This is a genomic window from Streptomyces sp. NBC_00525 (assembly GCF_036346595.1).
Lineage (GTDB): Bacteria > Actinomycetota > Actinomycetes > Streptomycetales > Streptomycetaceae > Streptomyces.
This window is the reverse complement of the sequence record NZ_CP107834.1, coordinates 3,668,133-3,686,468: the sequence shown is the minus strand read 5'-3', so window position 1 is coordinate 3,686,468 and position 18,336 is coordinate 3,668,133. Positions and strand designations below refer to the sequence as shown.

The window sequence follows — 18,336 nt, the reverse complement described above, 5'->3', positions numbered from 1 at the left end:
ACGCGTAGCCGTAGCCGCAACCCGTACGCGTACGCACGACGCCGTACGCGTACACACGACGACACCGGCCCCCGGGGACGAGTCCCCGGGGGCCGGTGTCTTGGTACTGCTGGAATCCCGATCCGGCAGGATCAGAAGTCCATGTCACCGCCCGGCATGCCGCCCGGAGCGGCCGCGGCGGCCTTCTCCGGCTTGTCGGCGATGACGGCCTCGGTGGTGAGGAACAGCGCGGCGATCGACGCGGCGTTCTGCAGCGCGGAGCGCGTGACCTTCGCCGGGTCGAGGATGCCCTCGGCGATCATGTCGACGTACTCGCCGGTCGCGGCGTTCAGGCCGTGGCCGACGGCCAGGTTGCGAACCTTCTCCACGACGACGCCACCCTCGAGACCACCGTTGACGGCGATCTGCTTGAGCGGGGCCTCCAGGGCGAGCTTCACGGCGTTGGCGCCGGTCGCCTCGTCACCCTCCAGCTCCAGCTTCTCGAAGACGGCCGAGGCCTGGAGCAGAGCCACGCCACCACCGGCGACGATGCCCTCCTCGACGGCGGCCTTGGCGTTGCGCACCGCGTCCTCGATGCGGTGCTTGCGCTCCTTGAGCTCGACCTCGGTGGCGGCACCGGCCTTGATGACGGCCACGCCGCCGGCCAGCTTCGCCAGACGCTCCTGGAGCTTCTCGCGGTCGTAGTCCGAGTCGGAGTTCTCGATCTCGGCACGGATCTGGTTGACGCGGCCCTGGACCTGGTCGCTGTCACCGGCGCCGTCGACGATCGTCGTCTCGTCCTTGGTGATGACGACCTTGCGGGCGCGGCCGAGCAGGTCGAGACCGGCGTTCTCCAGCTTGAGGCCGACCTCCTCGGAGATGACGGTGCCGCCCGTGAGGATGGCGATGTCACCGAGCATGGCCTTGCGGCGGTCGCCGAAGCCCGGAGCCTTGACGGCGACGGACTTGAAGGTGCCGCGGATCTTGTTGACGACCAGGGTCGACAGGGCCTCGCCCTCGACGTCCTCGGCGATGATCAGCAGCGGCTTGCCGGACTGCATGACCTTCTCCAGCAGCGGAAGGAGGTCCTTCACGTTGCTGACCTTGGAGTTGACGATCAGGATGTACGGGTCGTCCAGGGACGACTCCATGCGCTCCATGTCGGTGGCGAAGTACGCCGAGATGTAGCCCTTGTCGAAGCGCATACCCTCGGTGAGCTCCAGCTCCAGACCGAAGGTCTGGGACTCCTCGACGGTGATGACGCCTTCCTTGCCGACCTTGTCCATGGCCTCGGCGATCAGCTCGCCGATCTGGGTGTCGGCGGCGGAGATGGAGGCGGTCGAAGCGATCTGCTCCTTGGTCTCCACGTCCTTGGCCTGCTCCAGGAGGGCGGCGGAGACGGCCTCGACGGCCTTCTCGATGCCCCGCTTGAGAGCCATCGGGTTCGCACCCGCGGCCACGTTGCGCAGACCCTCGCGGACGAGCGCCTGGGCGAGAACGGTGGCAGTGGTCGTACCGTCGCCGGCGACGTCGTCCGTCTTCTTGGCGACCTCCTTGACCAGCTCCGCACCGATCTTCTCGTACGGGTCCTCCAGCTCGATCTCCTTGGCGATGGAGACACCATCGTTGGTGATCGTGGGGGCGCCCCACTTCTTCTCGAGGACGACGTTGCGACCCTTGGGGCCAAGGGTGACCTTGACGGCGTCGGCGAGCTGGTTCATGCCGCGCTCGAGACCGCGCCGGGCCTCCTCGTCGAACGCGATGATCTTGGCCATGTGAAGTGGTCCTCCCGGACAGGGGTGGATTGCTCCGGACCGAGTGGCGCCCGCGACGGACGGCCTGCGTGCCGGTCGGTTCCTTCCCCGCCCGGCGTGCGGGCCTCACCGGCCCGGTCCAAAATTCTGTCACTCTCACCTGGAGAGTGCTAAGCCCAATGATTAGCACTCGACCCCCGAGAGTGCAAGCGCCTCCGGCCGGAGTGTGGACAGCTCGCCCACTCCACCCCTCACGCGCGCGGGCACGCGCGGGCACGCGCGAAGGGTCCGTACCGTCGCGGTACGGACCCTTCACAGGTGCGTGCGTCGTGGCCGACGTGTCGTGCCGGGCTCAGCCGACGGCGAGCTTGACCATGTCCGCCTGCGGCCCCTTCTGGCCCTGCGAGATCTCGAACTCGACCCGCTGACCTTCTTCGAGGGTGCGGTAGCCGTCCATCTGGATCGCGCTGTAGTGGACGAATACATCCGCACCACCGTCGACCGCGATGAAGCCGTACCCCTTCTCCGCGTTGAACCACTTGACGGTGCCCTGAGCCATGCCTAACTCCCCTATTACGTGTGTGCGCCGGAACGCGCCGACCGCGGCTGAATGTATCTGCCCAACTGCCCTCTGCAACAGGTCAATCGGACGACAATTCTGCGCAGCACCGAACGCCCGAATATGAGGAATTGCCGAAATTGCGGGGCAAGTCGGGCCAGGCAAAGGTGACTTAAGGCACAAGAGGTTCACGCACTTTGGCTGCATCTAGTCGTGCGGCGGCGCATTCTCATATGCGGGCGGCACACGCAGCGAAGGGGACTTCCCACACTCTACCCCGCTCAACCATGCAGAATTGCCCCCTCCGCTTCTCTTGCGGAGGGGGCAATTCTTGTGACTCTGCGCAGCCGGGGGCCGGTGCGGGGGTGGGGTCAGCAGCCGCCGGCCACGGCCGGGATGATCGAGATGTTGGCGCCGTCCGGGGTGGCCGCTTCCAGGCCGCCCTCGAAGCGGACGTCGTCGTCGTTCACGTACACGTTGACGAAGCGGCGCAGGTTGCCCTGGTCGTCCAGGACGCGGGCGCCGATGCCGGGGTGGTTCTGCTCCAGCGAGGCGATGACCTCGGAGACGTTCGCGCCCTCGGCGGGCACCTCGGCCTGGCCGCCCGTGTAGGTGCGGAGGATGGTGGGGATACGGACCTTGACGCTCATGGCGGGTGCCTTCCTGAAGTCTCGGGTGGTCAGCTGGTGGCGAGGCCGGCGGCGCGGAAGGCGTCGAGGCTCGGGCGGATGGTGGCGGTCGCCTGCGAGGTGTCGGCCACGGCGTCCAGCGTCTTGAGGCCGTCACCCGTGTTCAGGACGACGGTGGTGAGCGCCGGGTCGAGCAGGCCGGCGTCGATCAGCTTCTTCGTCACGCCGACCGTCACCCCGCCCGCCGTCTCGGCGAAGATGCCCTCGGTGCGGGCCAGCAGCTTGATCGCGTCCACGACCTGCTCGTCGTTCACGTCCTCCACGGCGCCGCCGGTGCGGCGGGCGATGTCCAGGACGTACGGGCCGTCGGCCGGGTTGCCGATCGCCAGGGACTTGGCGATCGTGTTCGGCTTCTGCGGGCGCACCACGTCGTGCCCGGCCTTGAAGGCCGTGGAGACCGGGGAGCAGCCCTCGGCCTGGGCGCCGAAGATCTTGTACGGCTTGTCCTCGACGAGGCCGAGCTTGATCAGCTCCTGGAGACCCTTGTCGATCTTCGTGAGCTGCGAGCCGGAGGCGATCGGGATGACGATCTGGTCGGGCAGCCGCCAGCCGAGCTGCTCGCAGATCTCGTACGCCAGGGTCTTGGAGCCCTCGCCGTAGTACGGGCGCAGGTTCACGTTGACGAAGCCCCAGCCCTCGCCCAGCGGGTCGCCGATGAGCTCGGAGCAGAAGCGGTTGACGTCGTCGTAGTTGCCCTCGATGCCGACCAGCTCGCCGCCGTACACCGCGGCCATGACGACCTTGCCCTGCTCCAGGTCGTGCGGGATGAACACGCAGGAGCGCAGTCCGGCGCGGGAGGCGGCGGCGCCGACCGCTCCGGCGAGGTTGCCGGTGGAGGAGCAGGAGAGCGTGGTGAAGCCGAAGGCGCGGGCGGCCTCGACGGCGATGGCGACGACACGGTCCTTGAAGGAGTGCGTCGGGTTGCCGGAGTCGTCCTTGACGTACAGGCCGCCGGTGACGCCCAGCTCGCGGGCGAGGTTGTCGGCCTTGACCAGCTTGGTGAAACCGGGGTTGAGATTGGGCTTGTCGGCGACGTTCGCGGGGACCGGCAGCAGCGGCGCGTAGCGCCAGATGTTGTTCGGGCCGGCCGCGATGCGCTTCTTCAGCTCCTCGGGCGAGCCGCTCGGCAGGTCGTACGCCACTTCGAGCGGCCCGAAACAGGACGCACAGGCGAAGATGGGGCCGAGAGCAAACTTTTCACCGCACTCGCGGCAGGAAAGCGCTGCGGCGGGACCGAGGTCGACGGTGGATTCGGCGGATGCTGCGACAGTCTCAACAGCCATGATGGCGAGGCCCTTTCTCCTCATCTTCCTCACGACGCGTTTCGCCGCGAGACGGAATTGGCACCTTCCCCACCGAACCTCGCGGTCGGCAGGAGGGTTGCCGGGACTTCAACGGGCCGTTCCCTCTGTCCCTCTGGATGAGCGCTGTGGCACCGGATCACGAATGATCCGAGCGTTTGTCGGCGGATCGACCCCGGCATGCGATGGTCGTCCGCGTTGTTCAAGACTGTAACCGAAGGAGCGGACTGTTGAGATAGTCGTCCGTACCGCGAGATGGATCACATACAGGGAGTATCGCCCGTGCTCGAAGAGGTCGAACGCTGGCTGACCAGGCGTTCCTGGTCCGCCGCCGACCACCCGCCGGCGGCCGAACAGGCCGCCGGGTGCGGTGCGCACGGTACGGGTGTGAGCGTCGTCCTGCCCGCGTTGAACGAGGCGGCGACCGTCGGGGACATCGTCGCGACCATCCGGCGCGAGCTGATGGAGAAGGTCCGGCTGGTGGACGAACTGGTGGTGATCGACTCCGGTTCCACGGACGCCACCGCCGAGGTCGCGCGCCGGGCGGGCGCCCGGGTGGTCCACCGGGACGCGATCCTGCCCCGTATCCCGGCCGTCCCCGGCAAGGGCGAGGTGCTGTGGCGCTCGCTCCTGGTCACCGGCGGCGACATCGTGTGCTTCATCGACGCGGACCTGCGGGACTTCTCGGCGGACTTCGTCTCCGGGATCGTCGCCCCGCTGCTCGTCCACCCCGAGGTGCAGTTCGTCAAGGCGATGTACGACCGCCCGCTCGGCGAGCTCGCGGGTCAGGGCGGCCGCGTCACGGAGCTGGTCGCCCGGCCCCTGCTGAACCTCCACTGGCCGCTGCTCGCGGGTTTCGTCCAGCCGCTGGGCGGCGAGTACGCGGTGCGCCGCTCGCTCCTGGAGCGGCTGCCCTTCCCGGTCGGTTACGGGGTCGAGCTGGGCCTGCTCGTGGACGCGCTGCACACCGTGGGCCTGGACGCGCTCGCCCAGGTGGACGTCGGCCGGCGCGTCCACCGGCACCAGGACGGGCAGGCGCTGGGCCGGATGGCCGCCGCCATCTACCGGACCGCGCAGGTACGGCTCTCGCGGGGCCATCTGATCCGCCCCTCGCTCACCCAGTTCGAGCGCGGGCCGCACGGATTCGTGCCGCACACGTACCCCGTGGACACGCAGGAGAGGCCGCCGATGCGGGAGATCGAGGAGTACATCGCACGCCGCGCGGCCTGATCACGCCCCCGCCCGTCCGACTTCGTACGTTTGGACGGTTACGGATCGGGCTAGATTCCGGCCATGGTCTCCGAGCACGCCCCCCACCAGCCCGCTGCCCAGGTCCTCGTCGCGTCCAACCGCGGCCCCGTGTCGTACGCGCTGTGCGAGGACGGCTCGCTCGAAGCGAAACGGGGCGGGGGCGGGCTCGTCTCCGGCCTCAGCGCCGTGGACGACAAGATGTGGGTCTGCGCGGCCCTCGGCGACGGCGACCGCGAGGCGGTGCGCCGGGGCGTCGGCGAACCGGGCGTCCGCATGCTCGACATCGACGCCGGGACGCACGCCGACGCGTACAACGGCATCGCCAACTCCGTGCTGTGGTTCGTCCACCACATGCTGTACCAGACCCCTGTCGAACCCGTGTTCGATGCGGAGTTCCGCAGGCAGTGGGCGTCCTACGAGGCGTACAACCGCGCCTTCGCCGAAGCGCTCGCCGAGGAGGCGGGCGAGGGCGCGGCCGTGCTTGTGCAGGACTACCACCTCTCGCTGGTCCCCGGCATGCTCCGTGAACTCCGCCCCGACCTGCGCATCGGCCACTTCTCGCACACCCCGTGGGCGCCCGTCGACTACTTCCGGCTGCTCCCCGACGACATCGCCGAACAGCTGTTGCGCGGCATCCTCGGCGCCGACCGCGCCGCCTTCCTGACCCGCCGCTGGTCGGACGCCTTCATCGGCTGCTGCACGGAGATCCTGGGCGGCACCGGACGCACCCGCATCGGCGTGCACGGCCTGGGCGCCGACGCCGGATTCCTGCGCCGCCGCGCGCACGAGGCCGACGTGGACGAGCGGATGGAGTCGCTGCGCGCCCAGATCGGACCGGACCGGCGCACCATCGTCCGGGTCGACCGCACGGAGCTGTCCAAGAACATCGTCCGCGGCCTGCACGCGTACCGCGCCCTGCTCGACGAGCACCCCGAGTGGCGCGAACGCGTCGTGCACGTCGCGTTCGCCTACCCCTCGCGCCAGGACCTCGCGGTCTACCGGGAGTACACCGCGGAGGTCCAGCAGGTCGCCGACGCGATCAACAAGACGTACGGCACGGCGGACTGGACCCCGGTCGTGCTGCACGTGAAGGACGACTTCGCCCGCTCGCTCGCCGCGTACCGGCTGGCCGACGTGGCCCTGGTCAACCCCATCCGGGACGGCATGAACCTCGTCGCCAAGGAGGTCCCGGTCGTCTCCGACGAGGGCTGCGCCCTGGTCCTCTCCCGCGAGGCCGGCGCGTACGAGGAGCTGGGCGAGCACGCCTTCACGGTCAACCCGTACGACGTCTCGGCCACGGCGACCGCGCTCCACGAGGCGCTGACACTGCCGGACGACGTACGGGCGGCCCGCTCCGAGCGCCTGGCGGAGGCGGCGACGGCGCTCCCGCCGCAACAGTGGTTCCTGGACCAGCTGGAGGCGCTGCGGCGCGACTGAAGCCCGCCAGCGGCCCATGTACGTACACGGTTTGAGCCATCACGCCCACCCGGCACCGGGCACATGCCGCCTAACCTTCAGTCATGAACCCCGACGCGCACGTGGATGAAGCCGAGGTCGGCCGAGAAAGTGGAACGAGTTCCCTGGTCTTGGGTGTGGCCGCTGTCACGGCGTACGGGAGCCCGTTCCTCACCTTCCTGCCACCGTTGATCCGCAGCATCCCCGTGTACCTCGGCATGCCCCTCGGGATCTGCGCGATTGTCTTCGGAGTGAGCGCGCTGTGGGGCATGCGGCACGACAAGGAAGCCGACCGCCGTCGAGCGTGGGCCGGAATCGCTCTGGGCACGGTGGCTTTCACGGCCCCGATCGCGTTGCTGGGGTGGCTTTCGTCGGTGCTATAGCGCTGACGGAGGGTCGGCCAGCCGGTCGGCCAGGTCGTGCAGGAAGTCCACGACCGCGCCGGGGCCCGGCAGCGAGAGGTCGGCGCGGGAGGACAGTTCCGGGACCTCGGCGCTGCCGCTGCAGAGGAGGAGGCCGGGGACGGGGCGCGCCTCGTCCGCGCGCAGCTTCTCGACGGCCGCGTAAGCGGCGAGGTCGCCCAGGTCGTCGCCCGCGTAGACGACGGACGTGGCGCCGATCTCGTGTACGTACGCGGTGAGCGCGACGCCCTTGTCCATGCCCGGCGGGCGCAGCTCCAGGACAAGGCGGCCCGGTTCGACGATCAGCCCGTGCGCGGCGGCCAGTTCGCCGAGGGGCCCGCGCAGCGCGTCGAACGCGGCCTGCGGGTCGGCCGCGCGGCGCGTGTGGACGGCGAGGGCGTGGCCCTTGTCCTCGGTCCAGGTCTCCTGCTGGAGCCCGGAGCCGTCGAGTACGGCGGGGAGCGCGGCGCGCACGGCGGCGATGCCGGGGTGCGGGTCGGGGGCGTGGAGCTCGCCGGTCGCCGCGTCCCACCGTTCGGCGCCGTAGTGCCCGAGGACGACGAGGTGGTCGAGGCCGGCGACCCCGGCGAAGCCGCCGTAGCGCACGGCGACGTCGGCCGGCCGGCCGGTGATCACGGCCACCGCGCGGACGCGGGGCGCGAGGGCGGCCAGCGCCTCAACGGCTCTCTCGTGCGCCCGCGCCTGTTCCGGGTCCGGCACGATGTCCGCCAGCGTCCCGTCGAAGTCGAGCGCGACGAGCGCCTCTTCGGGCCGGGCGAGGACGGCGTCCAGGCCGCGGCGTCCGGCGGCGGTGGCGGGGCGGTACGGATGGCTGTCCATGGGCCCGAGGGTATCGGGGCACCCCCGCGTTCAGCGGCGGTTGCGGCGGGCTTCGCGGACGCGCCGGAGGCGGTTCACCGTCACCGGGTCCTCCTCCAGCGCCCGCCGATCGTCCAGCAACGCGTTCAGCAGCTGGTAATACCGGGTGGGCGACAGCCCCAGCCGCTCCCGGATCGCCCGCTCCTTGGCTCCCGGCCCCGCCCACGACTGCCGCTCCACCGCCAGGACCGCGCGGTCGCGGTCGGACAGCGGGGCGGGCTCGTCGGGGCCGGTGGGGCCGGTGGGGCCGGTGGGGCCGTTCGGGGGCTGGGCGGTCATATCAGCCAATATATGGCGCGGCCTACTCCGCCGCCTCCGCCGCTATCGCCTCGCGGGCTATCCGCCCGAGCACCGTCTCCGGGCTCGCCCCCGGCTCCACCGCCGTGCCGATGTTCTCCTTGATCGACTCGCTCGCCTTCGCCCAGGACGTCTTGCCGAAGGGGTAGAACTCGGCCTGCGAGAGCGCGGCGAGGAACTGGTGCAGCTGCTTGAACCGGGGGTCGTCCTCCATCGACGCGGACGCGCTGTCGGTGACCGGCAGCATGTCGTACATGTCGGCGAACTGGATGATGTTCTTGTCGGTGAAGAGGAAGTCGAAGAACTTCCCGATCTCCGCCCGGTGGCCGTTCTGCTTGAAGCCCATGATCCAGTCGGCGACGCCCATCGGCCGGTCGGTGGGGCCCTCGGCGCCGGGCAGCGGGACCATGCCGACCTCGACGCCCTGCTGCTCGGCCTCCTCCATCAGCGTGGGGTGGCCGTTGAGCATGCCGACCTGCCCCTTCGTGAACGCCGCGAAGGCCTTCGCGCGGTTGAGCTTGCCGGGGGCGACCGGTCCGACGAGACGCTTGTCGACGAGGTTGGACTTCAGCCAGTTGAACGTCTTGATGTTCTCCTGGGAGTCGATGTCGTACGAGCCGGCGTCATCGGTGTAGCCGCCGTCCCCGCTGAGCATCCACATCAGGGTCTCGGCCTGGGACTCCTCGGGCCCGAGGGGCAGGGCGAAGGGGTACTTCACACCGGCCTGTTCGAGCTTGGCGGCGTCGTCGGCTATGTCGCTCCAGGTGCGGGGCGCGTCGAGACCGGACTGACGGAAGAGCTTCTTGTTGTAGAAGAGCAGCCGGGTGCTGGCGACGAAGGGCAGCCCGTACTGGATGCGGTTGACCCGCCCGGCGTCGGTGAGCTTCGGCAGGAAGTTGGCCTGGGTGGGGATGCTGAGCATCTGGTTGGCGGAGTAGAGCTTCCCGGCCTTGGCGTAGTCCGCGTAGGCGCCGATCTGCGCGATGTCGGGCGCCTTGCCGTCCTTGACCATCTTGGCGACCTCGCGGTCGATGTCGGTCCAGGGCAGGACGGTGACGTCGATCTTGATGCCGGGATGGGACTCCTCGAAACCGCGTGCGACGCCCTCCCAGTATTTGTCGGACTTGTTGGCGTCACTCGTGCCGTAGTCGGCGGCGACCAGTTTCAGCGTGACGTCTCCGGAGCCGCCGCTGCCTCCGCAGCCGGACAGAGTCGCCGTCATTCCCAGTGCGGCGACCGCCGCCGTCAGTCCCAAGTAACGCCGCTGCACAGCTGAGTCCGTTCTTTCGTTCTGCTTCGTCCACCGCTCCCAGGTCCACTCGGGACACTTCGGGTGAGCTGCGATTTTTCCCGCCATGGGCGTAGAGGTCTACACCACGGAGGTATCGCTTCCACAACGTCGCAGCATTGCACGGGCCGTGCGGCGACTGCTAAGTAGGTCTCGATATAAGGGCCTTATTGGTCCAGACCTTTAACCGACGGTCTGTCAACTCTCCCGCCCGTCCGTCGCGCCCGCACCTCTCGCTCGTCCGTCCCGCCCTCCCGGCCGCAAGGAGTCGTTCCGCATGTCGCGTACCGCATCTGAAATCGCCACCCAGCCCAGCTGCTGGCGGCGCGCCGCCGCGGCGGGCGCGGAGTTCGACGGACTGCCGAGGCCGGGCGAGCGCGTCGCGGTCACCGGCTGCGGCACCTCGTGGTTCATGGCCATCGCCTACGCGGCCCTGCGCGAGGCGGCCGGCCAGGGCGAGACGGACGCGTACCCCTCGTCGGAGTTCCCGGTGGGCCGCCGCTACGACCGGGTCGTCGCGATCACCCGCTCGGGCACGACGAGCGAGGTGCTGGCGCTCCTGGGCGAGCTGCGCGGGCGTACGGCCACCGTCGCGCTGACCGGCGACCCGAAGACGCCGGTCATGGAGGCGGCCGACGCGGTGGCCGTGCTGGACTGGGCGGACGAGGAGTCCGTGGTGCAGACCCGGTTCGCCACCACCGCGCTCGCCTTCCTGCGGGCCGGCCTGGAGGCGGCCGGTCCGCTCCCGGCGGGTGTGAAGACGGTCACCGAGGCGGCGGTGGACGCGGAGCTGGCGGTGACCGAGCCGCTGGACGAGGCGGTGGTCGCGGCGGAGCAGTGGACGTTCCTGGGGCGCGGCTGGACCTACGGGCTGGCCCAGGAGGCCGGGCTGAAGATGCGCGAGGCGGCCGGCGCCTGGACCGAGTCGTACCCGGCGATGGAGTACCGCCACGGCCCGATCTCGATCACCGGGCCGAACCGGGTCGCCTGGGTCTTCGGCGCGCTGCCCGAGGGGCTGGCCGGTGAGGTGGCGGCGGTCGGCGGCACGCTCGTCGCGCACCGGTCGGCGGACCCGATGGCCGATCTGATCCGGGCGCAGCGGCTCGCGGTGGCGCTCGCCGAGTCGAAGGGATACGACCCGGACCACCCCCGCAACCTCTCGCGGAGCGTGATCCTGCCGGGGTGAGCGTGATCACGCTCCGAGCGGGGCATGATTCCGGACGGGCCCGGTACGCCCGGCCCGTCCGGGGGGCCTTCTCGACAAACCGGACCCGCTCTCCGTAACCGGTACCGGGCATTTTGTATGCGTGCGCAACAAACAGCGATAGTGGACTAGACCTTTTGGGGTCGCTCGGGCGAAACTGTTCCACGTGAAACACGTCATCGCCCTCGATGTGGGCGGCACCGGAATGAAGGCCGCACTGGTCGGGGCCGATGGTGCCCTGCTCTACGAGGCACGTCGCGCGACCAGCAGAGAGCGCGGTCCCGACGCCGTCGTGGAGTCGATCCTCGGCTTCGCCGCCGACCTGCGGGCGTACGGCGAGGAGCACTTCGGAGAGAGCGCCCTCGCGGCCGGCGTCGCCGTACCCGGCATCGTGGACGCCGCGCAGGGGATCGCCGTCTACTCGGCCAACCTGGGCTGGCGCGACGTACCCATGCGCCGGCTGCTGGGCGAACGGCTCGGCGGGGTGCCCGTGGCACTCGGCCACGACGTCCGCACCGGCGGGCTCGCCGAGGGCCGCATCGGGGCCGGCCGGGGCGCCGACCGCTTCCTCTTCATCCCGCTCGGTACCGGCATCGCCGGGGCCATCGGCATCGCCGGAGCCATCGAGGAGGGCGCCCACGGCTACGCGGGCGAGATCGGGCACATCGTGATCCGGCCGGACGGGCCGGACTGCGGCTGCGGCCAGCGCGGCTGCCTGGAGACCCTGGCATCCGCCTCCGCCGTCAGCCGCGCCTGGGCCGCCGCCTCCGGCGACCCGAACGCCGACGCGGCCGACTGCGCCAAGGCCGTCGAGTCCGGCGACCCGAAGGCCGTGGAGGTCTGGCGCGAGGCCGTCGAGGCACTCGCCGCCGGACTCGTCACGGCGCTCACCCTGCTGGACCCGCGCACGCTCATCATCGGTGGCGGGCTCGCCGAGGCCGGGGAAACCTTGTTCACACCACTCCGTGCGGCCGTCGAGGAACGTGTCACGTTCCAGAAGCTGCCCCACATCGTCCCGGCGGCCCTCGGGGACACCGCCGGATGCCTGGGCGCAGGGCTGCTCGCCTGGGATCTTCTCTCGACGGAGGTATCCGCCTGATGGCCGGACGCGCTGACAGCACCGTTCTCGCAGGGGCTCGGGTGGTGCTGCCCACCGGCACCGTCGAGAACGGCCGGGTGACCGTCGAAGGCACCCGCATCTCCGGCTCCCAGGCCGCGGCGGACACCCCGGTCCTGGATCTCTCCGGCCACTGGATCGTCCCCGGCTTCGTGGACATGCACAACCACGGCGGCGGCGGCGCCTCCTTCACCTCGGGCACCGTCGACGAGGTCCTCACCGGTGTCCGCACCCACCGGGAGCACGGCACCACCACCCTCGTCGCCTCCACGGTCACCGGCGAGATGGACTTCCTCGCCGAGCGCGCCGGCATCCTCTCCGAGCTGGTCGAGCAGGGCGACCTCGCCGGCATCCACTTCGAGGGCCCCTTCATCTCGCCCTGTCGCAAGGGCGCCCACAGCGAGAACCTGCTGCGCCACCCGGACCCGGCCGAGGTCCGCAAGCTGATGGACGCCGCGCGCGGCACCGCCAAGATGTTCACCCTGGCCACCGAGCTGCCCGGCGGCATCGACTCCGTACGGCTGCTCGCCGAGCACGGGGTCATCGCGGCCATCGGCCACACCGACGCCACGTACGAGCAGACCGCCGAGGCGATCGACGCCGGCGCCACCGTCGCCACGCACCTCTACAACGCGATGCCGACCCTCGGCCACCGCTCCCCCGGCCCGATCGCCGCCCTCCTGGAGGACGAGCGGGTCACCGTCGAGCTGATCAACGACGGCACGCACCTGCACCCGGCCGCGCTCGAACTGGCCTACCACCACGCGGGCGCCGACCGCGTCGCCCTGATCACCGACGCCATGGACGCGGCCGGCTTCGGCGACGGCCGCTACCAGCTGGGCCCGCTCGCCGTGAACGTCGAGAACGGCGTCGCCCGGCTCGTCGAGGGCAACTCGATCGCCGGCTCCACGCTCACCCTCGACACCGCTTTCCACCGCGCCGTCACCATCGACCGCATCCCGGTCGAGGACGTGGTCCGCTCCATCTCCGCCAACCCGGCCCGCCTTCTCGGCGTCTACGACAAGGTCGGCTCGCTGGAGCCCGGCAAGGACGCCGACCTGGTCGTCCTGGACGAGGAGTTCCGGCTCAAGGGCGTCATGCGCAAGGGCGAATGGATCGTCCGCCCCTGAGCACCGCAGCCCCGGAGAGCGCCCGGCGGCACGCGTTCCGCGACCGGTCGCACACGTAACGAAGAGACGGCGGTTGGCCCCGAGGTCTGGGCCGACCGCCGCCCCTTTGGCATGATCCTTTGGGAAACCAGCACGGAAAGCGCGTTCCGGCGAGGAACCGGCGCACAGCACGGATCGAAGGGCGGCCGCGGTGATCCTCACGGTCACGCTGAACACGGCACTCGACCTGACCTACGCCGTCCCCGCCCTCGTACCGCACGCCGGCCACCGGGTCACCGAAACCTCCGAGCGCCCCGGCGGCAAGGGCATCAACGTCGCCCGCGTCCTCACCGCCCTCGGCCACGACACCGTCGTCACCGGCTTCGTCGGCGGCACCACCGGGACCGTCCTGCGCGACCTGCTCGCCGCGCTCCCCCGCCCCGCCGGCACCCTCACCGACGCGCTCGTCCCCGTCTCCGGCGACACCCGCCGCACCCTCGCGGTCGTGGACGCGGCCACCGGCGACACCACCCAGTTCAACGAGCCGGGCCCCCAGGTCACCGCCGACGAGTGGGCCGCCCTCCTGGACACGTACACCGGGCTGCTGGACACCGCCGACGCCGTCGCCCTGTGCGGCAGCCTCCCGCCCGGCATCCACGTCGGCGCCTACGGCGAACTCGTCCGGCTCGCCCGCGCCGCCGGCGTCCCCGTGCTCCTGGACACCAGCGGTGAACCGCTGCGCCGGGGCATCGCCGCCCGGCCCGACCTGATCAAGCCCAACGCGGACGAGCTGGCCCAGCTCACCGGCTCCCGCGAACCCCTGCGCGCCACCCGCGACGCCCGCCGCCGGGGCGCCCACGGCGTCGTCGCGTCCCTCGGCCCCGACGGGCTGCTCGCGGTCACCCCGGACGGCGTCTGGCGGGCCTCGCCGCCCGCCGCCGTCAGGGGCAACCCGACCGGCGCGGGCGACTCCGCGGTCGCCGGACTGCTCTCCGGCCTGGTGGAGTCCCTGAGCTGGCCGGAGCGGCTGCGCCGGGCGGTGGCACTGTCGACGGCGACCGTGCTCGCCCCCACCGCGGGCGACTTCGACCACGCGGCGTACGAGGAGCTGCTGCCGCGCGTCGTCATCGAGGAACCCGGACCGGGAGCGGTCTGAACACCGCACCACGAACACAGAGGTCAGCCATGCCGCTCGTCAGCACCGGTGAACTCGTCTCCGCCGCCCAGGCGCGGGGACGCGGAATCGCCGCCTTCAACGTCATCACGCTGGAACACGCGGAGGCCATCGCCACCGGCGCCGAACGCGCCGGAGCCCCCGCCGTCCTCCAGATCTCCGAGAACGCCGTGAAGTTCCACGGCGGCCGGCTCACCGCCATCGCCGCCGCTGCCGCCGCCGTCGCCCGCGCCTCCAGCGCCCCCCTCGCCCTCCACCTCGACCACGTCGAGTCCGTGGACCTGCTCCACCGAGCCCACGAGGCGGGCTTCGGCTCGGTGATGTTCGACGCCTCCAAGCTGGATTACGAGGAGAACGTACGGGCCACCGCGGCGGCCGTCGCCTGGGGCCACGAACGCGGTGTGTGGATCGAGGCCGAACTCGGCAAGGTCGGCGGCAAGGAGGGCGAGGCCCCCCTCGACGCCCACGCCCCCGGCGTCCGCACCGACCCGGACGAGGCCGCCGCGTACGTCGCCGCGACCGGTGTGGACGCCCTGGCCGTCGCGGTCGGCTCCTCGCACGCCATGACCGAGCGCACCGCCGCTCTCGACCACGAGCTGATCGGCCGGCTCCGCGACGCCGTGCCCGTACCGCTCGTCCTGCACGGCTCCAGCGGCGTCCCGGACGACGAGATCCGCCGGGCCGTCGCCGCGTCCGGCATGGTCAAGGTCAACGTCGGCACCGCCCTGAACACCGCGTTCACCGGAGTCGTCCGCGCCCACCTCGCCGAGCACCCCACCGGCGTCGACCCCCGCACATACCTGGCACCCGCCCGCGAGGCCATGGCCACCACGGTCACCGGCTTCCTCGCCCTGATGGGCTGAGGCAGGCAGACGGGACGAGCGCCGGTCAGCGGGTCCGGTGACCGGCCTCCAGCGACAGCTGGTCCAGGTTGGCGTCGCACTGATCGCCCTCGTTGCACGAGATCATCAGCGTGTTCGAGCCCTTGACGAGGTTGACGTAGGCGTACGTCGTCGTCCAGCCCTTCTCCAGATCGCCCTCGGGGGCGTTCGCGTAGTTCTTCATGTTGATGCCGCGCGGGGCCTCGGAGTTCACCGTCAGGGACGTCTTGGCGTCCTTGCCGGGCACGCCGTACGTCACGAACAGCGTGTACTCACCGGCCTGCGGCACCTCCACCGTCCAGGTCGCCGAGCGGCCCACCTCGTTGAGGTTGACGTACTGCCCGTTCGCGCCCTTGGCACCCGAGACCGTGTTGTCGAGCCGTGCCGTGCCGCCCAGTTTCAGCATGGCGGCGTCCTGCTTCGGCAGGTCGGCCGGGGCGGAGGCGCTCTGGGACGGGGTCGGCGTCGGGGACTCCTCGACCTTCGAGCCCGGCCCCTGCGTGGACGTGGCCTCGTCCTTCTTCTTGTCCTTGTCGCCGTCGCTCGTGAGCAGCGCCGCGCCGATGCCGATCAGCACCACGGCGACCACCGCGACAGCGGCTATCAGCAGACCCTTGGTGTTCGGCCCGCCCTTGCCGGACCCGCCCGCACCGCCGCGCCCGCCCTGCGGCACCTGCGCGGTGGTCGCGCCACCGGGGTACGTCTCCGGCGCGGCGTACTGCGGATTCGGCCGGTTGTACGCGCCCTGCGGCGGCGGATAGCCGTACCCCTGCTGCGGAGGCTGCTGCGGCTGCCCGTACTGGCGCTCGCCCACGTTGCGCACCTGGTTGTACGAGGTCCTGGGCACACCCGGCTGGGCGGCGGGGCCGGGGTAGCCGTAGCCGCCCTGTCCCGGCGGCTGCGCACCGGCCGCCTGCCCGTCCGCGTAGAGGTAGCCGAACGGATCGTCGTCCTCGGGTGTGCTCGCGCCGTTGTTCCCGGCCATCCCTGGGTCACTCCTCACCATGTCGCCAGCCGTCGCCGAATATCGCCAGCCGTCGCCGACCGGGCGAGCCTACCCCGAATGGCCGATGTCAAGAATTGACACGGATCGCCGCCGGAGTCCCCGCGCAGCAGCGCGGGGAAACATCAGCCGGCCCTGCGGTGAACCTTCGCCCTCGACCGCTTCTCGATGTACATCCGCTGGTCGGCGGAGCGCAGCACCTCTTCGGCGGTCATCCCGCACTCCGCCCAGCCGATCCCGAAGCTCGCCCCGACACGCACCGCGCGCCCGTCCACCCGGATCGGCGGAATGATGGCGTTCCGCAGGCGAACGGCCAGGTCAGCGGCGTCCGCCGCGCCGAGCCCGTCGGCGAGGACGACGAATTCGTCACCCCCGAGCCGGGCGACGGTGTCCCCGTCCCGGACACAGGTGCTGAGCCGGCGGGCCACCTCGATGAGCACCGCGTCACCCGTGTGGTGCCCGAAGCGGTCGTTGATGGACTTGAAGCCGTCCAGGTCGCAGAAGAGGACCGCGAGGCCCTTCGCGCCGTCGTCGCGGGCCGTGTCCGGCGCCACCGCGTGCACATGGTGGTCGAAGGGGTGCGCGCCGGGGCCGGTCGCCGGGTAGGGACCCCGTCCGTCGTCCCCGTACGCCGCGTCCAGCGCCTCCACGTCGGTGGTGGCCGCCGCGTCCGGGCGGGCGCACAGCCGGGCGCCGAGCCGGGCGCGCAGCTCCGCGCTGTTGGGCAGGCCGGTGAGCGCGTCGTGCGAGGCGCGGTGCGCGAGATTCAGCTCGTGGCGCTTGCGCTCCTCTATGTCCTCGACGTGCGTCAGCAGGAACCGGGGCCCGTCCGTGGTGTCCGCGACGACGGAGTTGCGCAGCGAGACCCACAGATAGGTGCCGTCCCGGCGGCCCAGGCGCAGCTCGGCGCGGCCGCCCTCGGCGGAGGTGCGGAGCAGGGTGCCGATGTCCTCGGGGTGGACCAGGTCGGCGAAGGAGTAGCGGCGCAGCACCGAGGCGGGGCGGCCCAGCAGCCGGCACAGCGCGTCGTTCGTCCGCAGCAGCCGCCCCTGCTGGTCCCCGCCCAGCTCGGCGATCGCCATACCGCTGGGGGCGTACTCGAAGGCCTGGCGGAAGGACTCCTCGCTGGCCCGGAGCGCCTGCTGTTCGCGCTCCAGCCGGACCAGGGCCCGCTGCATATTGGCGCGGAGGCGGGCGTTGCTGATGGCTATGGCGGACTGCGAGGCGTACATCTGGAGCGCCTCGCGCCCCCAGGCGCCCGGCCGGCGGCCGTTGCGGGGCCGGTCGACGGATATGACGCCGAGCAGGTCCGAGCCGGCGCCGGAGGTGTACATCGGGGCGTAGAGGCGGTCCTGCGGGTGCCACTCGTCCTCGAAGCGCGGCTCGGGGCCCTCGGTGTGCCACTGCGGTACGTCGTCGTCGAGGAGGACCCAGCCCTCGGTGTGGGGTATGAACCGCAGCCCGTCCCACGCCTCGCCCATGACGAGCCGGCGCTCCCAGGAGGCGCGGGAGCCGACCCGGCCGGTGATCAGGGCCTCGGCGGCGTGGTTGCCGGCGAGGGAGGCGACGACGAGGTCCCCGTCGTGGCGGACGAGGTTGACGCAGGCAAGCTCGTAGCCGAGGTGGGCGACGATCCCGTCGGCCACGGTCTGCAGGGTGTCGGCCAGACTCCGTGCCGTGTTGAGATCGGCGACGGCCTGGTGCAGCTGCCGCATCGTCGCGAGGCGGACGTAGGGCTCCGACTCGGCCTCCATTGCTCGCACTCCCCGAGACCTCGACAGCACTCCAGAATTCATATCGACGTACATGACGTACTTACTGCAGTGTCACGGCAACTGAATCACAGCGAGCTGTGCACCCGGTACACAGGGTCAACAAATATTGCACTCTGTGACTCAAGTCACAAACGAGCAGGGAGTGATCGTCGCAGGTCAGCGGCTCGGGAGGCGGAGCCGGTCCGGAGCCGGTCCTAGGACCCGGCTGGTCCCCTGGCCC

Annotated in this window: 17 protein-coding genes and 1 riboswitch; of the genes, 8 read left to right on the top strand and 9 right to left on the bottom strand. The window is 71.0% G+C overall.

The features are described from left to right. Positions 1 to 131: 131 nt before the first annotated feature. From groL to thrC, 4 genes are all read right to left on the bottom strand, one after another. A complete protein-coding gene (groL, locus tag OG710_RS16295; protein WP_111336677.1) occupies positions 132 to 1,754 on the bottom strand; it encodes a chaperonin GroEL in 1,623 nt (540 codons plus the stop codon). Positions 1,755 to 2,085: 331 nt separating this feature from the next. Then, positions 2,086 to 2,292, bottom strand: a complete 207-nt coding sequence (locus OG710_RS16290; protein WP_003967346.1) for a cold-shock protein — start codon at positions 2,290 to 2,292, stop codon at positions 2,086 to 2,088. Between the two features lie 371 nt (positions 2,293 to 2,663). Next, positions 2,664 to 2,942, bottom strand: coding sequence for a MoaD/ThiS family protein (locus OG710_RS16285; protein WP_111336675.1), 279 nt, complete (start codon positions 2,940 to 2,942; stop codon positions 2,664 to 2,666). A 29-nt stretch (positions 2,943 to 2,971) separates the two neighbouring features. Beyond that, entirely contained in the window at positions 2,972 to 4,264 is a 1,293-nt protein-coding gene (thrC, locus tag OG710_RS16280) for a threonine synthase (RefSeq protein ID WP_330239968.1), read from the bottom strand. 17 nt (positions 4,265 to 4,281) lie between these two features. After that, a riboswitch (SAM riboswitch) is annotated at positions 4,282 to 4,408 on the bottom strand. Positions 4,409 to 4,564: 156 nt separating this feature from the next. Between thrC and OG710_RS16275 the strand changes: the two genes are divergently transcribed. From OG710_RS16275 to OG710_RS16265, 3 genes are all read left to right on the top strand, one after another. Beyond that, on the top strand, positions 4,565 to 5,512 hold the full coding sequence (locus tag OG710_RS16275; protein WP_330239967.1) for a glucosyl-3-phosphoglycerate synthase: 948 nt from the start codon (positions 4,565 to 4,567) through the stop codon (positions 5,510 to 5,512). A gap of 63 nt (positions 5,513 to 5,575) precedes the next feature. Beyond that, positions 5,576 to 6,970 carry an alpha,alpha-trehalose-phosphate synthase (UDP-forming) gene (locus OG710_RS16270; RefSeq protein WP_330239966.1) on the top strand — a complete coding sequence of 465 codons (1,395 nt, stop codon included), beginning with the start codon at positions 5,576 to 5,578 and terminating at the stop codon, positions 6,968 to 6,970. A gap of 83 nt (positions 6,971 to 7,053) precedes the next feature. Further along, positions 7,054 to 7,371, top strand: coding sequence for a hypothetical protein (locus OG710_RS16265; RefSeq protein ID WP_330239965.1), 318 nt, complete (start codon positions 7,054 to 7,056; stop codon positions 7,369 to 7,371). Here the strand turns inward: OG710_RS16265 and otsB are convergent. The 3 genes from otsB to OG710_RS16250 are packed head-to-tail and all read right to left on the bottom strand — an operon-like array spanning position 7,366 to position 9,787. Then, entirely contained in the window at positions 7,366 to 8,229 is an 864-nt protein-coding gene (gene otsB / locus OG710_RS16260; protein WP_330239964.1) for a trehalose-phosphatase, read from the bottom strand. The genes OG710_RS16265 and otsB overlap by 6 nt on opposite strands. 30 nt (positions 8,230 to 8,259) lie before the next feature. Next, complete coding sequence (locus tag OG710_RS16255; RefSeq protein ID WP_330239963.1) at positions 8,260 to 8,547, bottom strand: DUF3263 domain-containing protein; 288 nt, start codon at positions 8,545 to 8,547, stop codon at positions 8,260 to 8,262. A 22-nt stretch (positions 8,548 to 8,569) separates the two neighbouring features. Beyond that, positions 8,570 to 9,787, bottom strand: a complete 1,218-nt coding sequence (locus tag OG710_RS16250; protein WP_330239962.1) for an extracellular solute-binding protein — start codon at positions 9,785 to 9,787, stop codon at positions 8,570 to 8,572. Between the two features lie 343 nt (positions 9,788 to 10,130). Here OG710_RS16250 and OG710_RS16245 point away from each other — a divergent pair, with 343 nt between their 5' ends. The 5 genes from OG710_RS16245 to OG710_RS16225 all read left to right on the top strand — a co-directional run bounded on the left by OG710_RS16245 (position 10,131) and on the right by OG710_RS16225 (position 15,320). Further along, positions 10,131 to 11,039 carry an SIS domain-containing protein gene (locus tag OG710_RS16245; protein ID WP_330239961.1) on the top strand — a complete coding sequence of 303 codons (909 nt, stop codon included), beginning with the start codon at positions 10,131 to 10,133 and terminating at the stop codon, positions 11,037 to 11,039. 184 nt (positions 11,040 to 11,223) lie between these two features. Then, entirely contained in the window at positions 11,224 to 12,156 is a 933-nt protein-coding gene (locus OG710_RS16240; protein ID WP_330239960.1) for an ROK family protein, read from the top strand. Further along, positions 12,156 to 13,304 (top strand): N-acetylglucosamine-6-phosphate deacetylase, encoded by a 1,149-nt coding sequence (nagA, locus tag OG710_RS16235; protein WP_330239959.1) that lies wholly within the window; start codon positions 12,156 to 12,158, stop codon positions 13,302 to 13,304. Before OG710_RS16240 ends, nagA begins: the two co-directional genes overlap by 1 nt. Positions 13,305 to 13,494: 190 nt before the next feature. Then, positions 13,495 to 14,439, top strand: coding sequence for a 1-phosphofructokinase family hexose kinase (locus tag OG710_RS16230; RefSeq protein ID WP_330239958.1), 945 nt, complete (start codon positions 13,495 to 13,497; stop codon positions 14,437 to 14,439). A gap of 29 nt (positions 14,440 to 14,468) precedes the next feature. After that, complete coding sequence (locus tag OG710_RS16225; RefSeq protein WP_330239957.1) at positions 14,469 to 15,320, top strand: class II fructose-bisphosphate aldolase; 852 nt, start codon at positions 14,469 to 14,471, stop codon at positions 15,318 to 15,320. A 25-nt stretch (positions 15,321 to 15,345) separates the two neighbouring features. On the opposite strand, the gene OG710_RS16220 is transcribed toward OG710_RS16225, so the two are convergent. Next, positions 15,346 to 16,323 (bottom strand): carbohydrate-binding protein, encoded by a 978-nt coding sequence (locus tag OG710_RS16220; RefSeq protein ID WP_330239956.1) that lies wholly within the window; start codon positions 16,321 to 16,323, stop codon positions 15,346 to 15,348. A gap of 143 nt (positions 16,324 to 16,466) precedes the next feature. Then, the gene (gene cdgB / locus OG710_RS16215; RefSeq protein WP_111336643.1) at positions 16,467 to 18,095 is read right to left on the bottom strand and encodes a diguanylate cyclase CdgB; all 1,629 of its coding nucleotides are present in this window, start codon (positions 18,093 to 18,095) and stop codon (positions 16,467 to 16,469) included. Between the last annotated feature and the right edge of the window lie 241 nt (positions 18,096 to 18,336).

Excerpts from the sequence above, each read along its gene's own strand:
- OG710_RS16270 (WP_330239966.1), top strand. The coding sequence starts at position 5,576 with ATGGTCTCCGAGCACGCCCCCCACCAGCCCGCTGCCCAGGTCCTCGTC.
- otsB (WP_330239964.1), bottom strand. The coding sequence starts at position 8,229 with ATGGACAGCCATCCGTACCGCCCCGCCACCGCCGCCGGACGCCGCGGC.
- OG710_RS16245 (WP_330239961.1), top strand. The coding sequence starts at position 10,131 with ATGTCGCGTACCGCATCTGAAATCGCCACCCAGCCCAGCTGCTGGCGG.
- OG710_RS16285 (WP_111336675.1), bottom strand. The coding sequence starts at position 2,942 with ATGAGCGTCAAGGTCCGTATCCCCACCATCCTCCGCACCTACACGGGC.
- OG710_RS16250 (WP_330239962.1), bottom strand. The coding sequence starts at position 9,787 with ATGACGGCGACTCTGTCCGGCTGCGGAGGCAGCGGCGGCTCCGGAGAC.
- OG710_RS16225 (WP_330239957.1), top strand. The coding sequence starts at position 14,469 with ATGCCGCTCGTCAGCACCGGTGAACTCGTCTCCGCCGCCCAGGCGCGG.
- OG710_RS16255 (WP_330239963.1), bottom strand. The coding sequence starts at position 8,547 with ATGACCGCCCAGCCCCCGAACGGCCCCACCGGCCCCACCGGCCCCACC.
- OG710_RS16290 (WP_003967346.1), bottom strand. The coding sequence starts at position 2,292 with ATGGCTCAGGGCACCGTCAAGTGGTTCAACGCGGAGAAGGGGTACGGC.
- OG710_RS16265 (WP_330239965.1), top strand. The coding sequence starts at position 7,054 with ATGAACCCCGACGCGCACGTGGATGAAGCCGAGGTCGGCCGAGAAAGT.
- cdgB (WP_111336643.1), bottom strand. The coding sequence starts at position 18,095 with ATGGAGGCCGAGTCGGAGCCCTACGTCCGCCTCGCGACGATGCGGCAG.
- groL (WP_111336677.1), bottom strand. The coding sequence starts at position 1,754 with ATGGCCAAGATCATCGCGTTCGACGAGGAGGCCCGGCGCGGTCTCGAG.
- thrC (WP_330239968.1), bottom strand. The coding sequence starts at position 4,264 with ATGGCTGTTGAGACTGTCGCAGCATCCGCCGAATCCACCGTCGACCTC.
- nagA (WP_330239959.1), top strand. The coding sequence starts at position 12,156 with ATGGCCGGACGCGCTGACAGCACCGTTCTCGCAGGGGCTCGGGTGGTG.
- OG710_RS16220 (WP_330239956.1), bottom strand. The coding sequence starts at position 16,323 with ATGGCCGGGAACAACGGCGCGAGCACACCCGAGGACGACGATCCGTTC.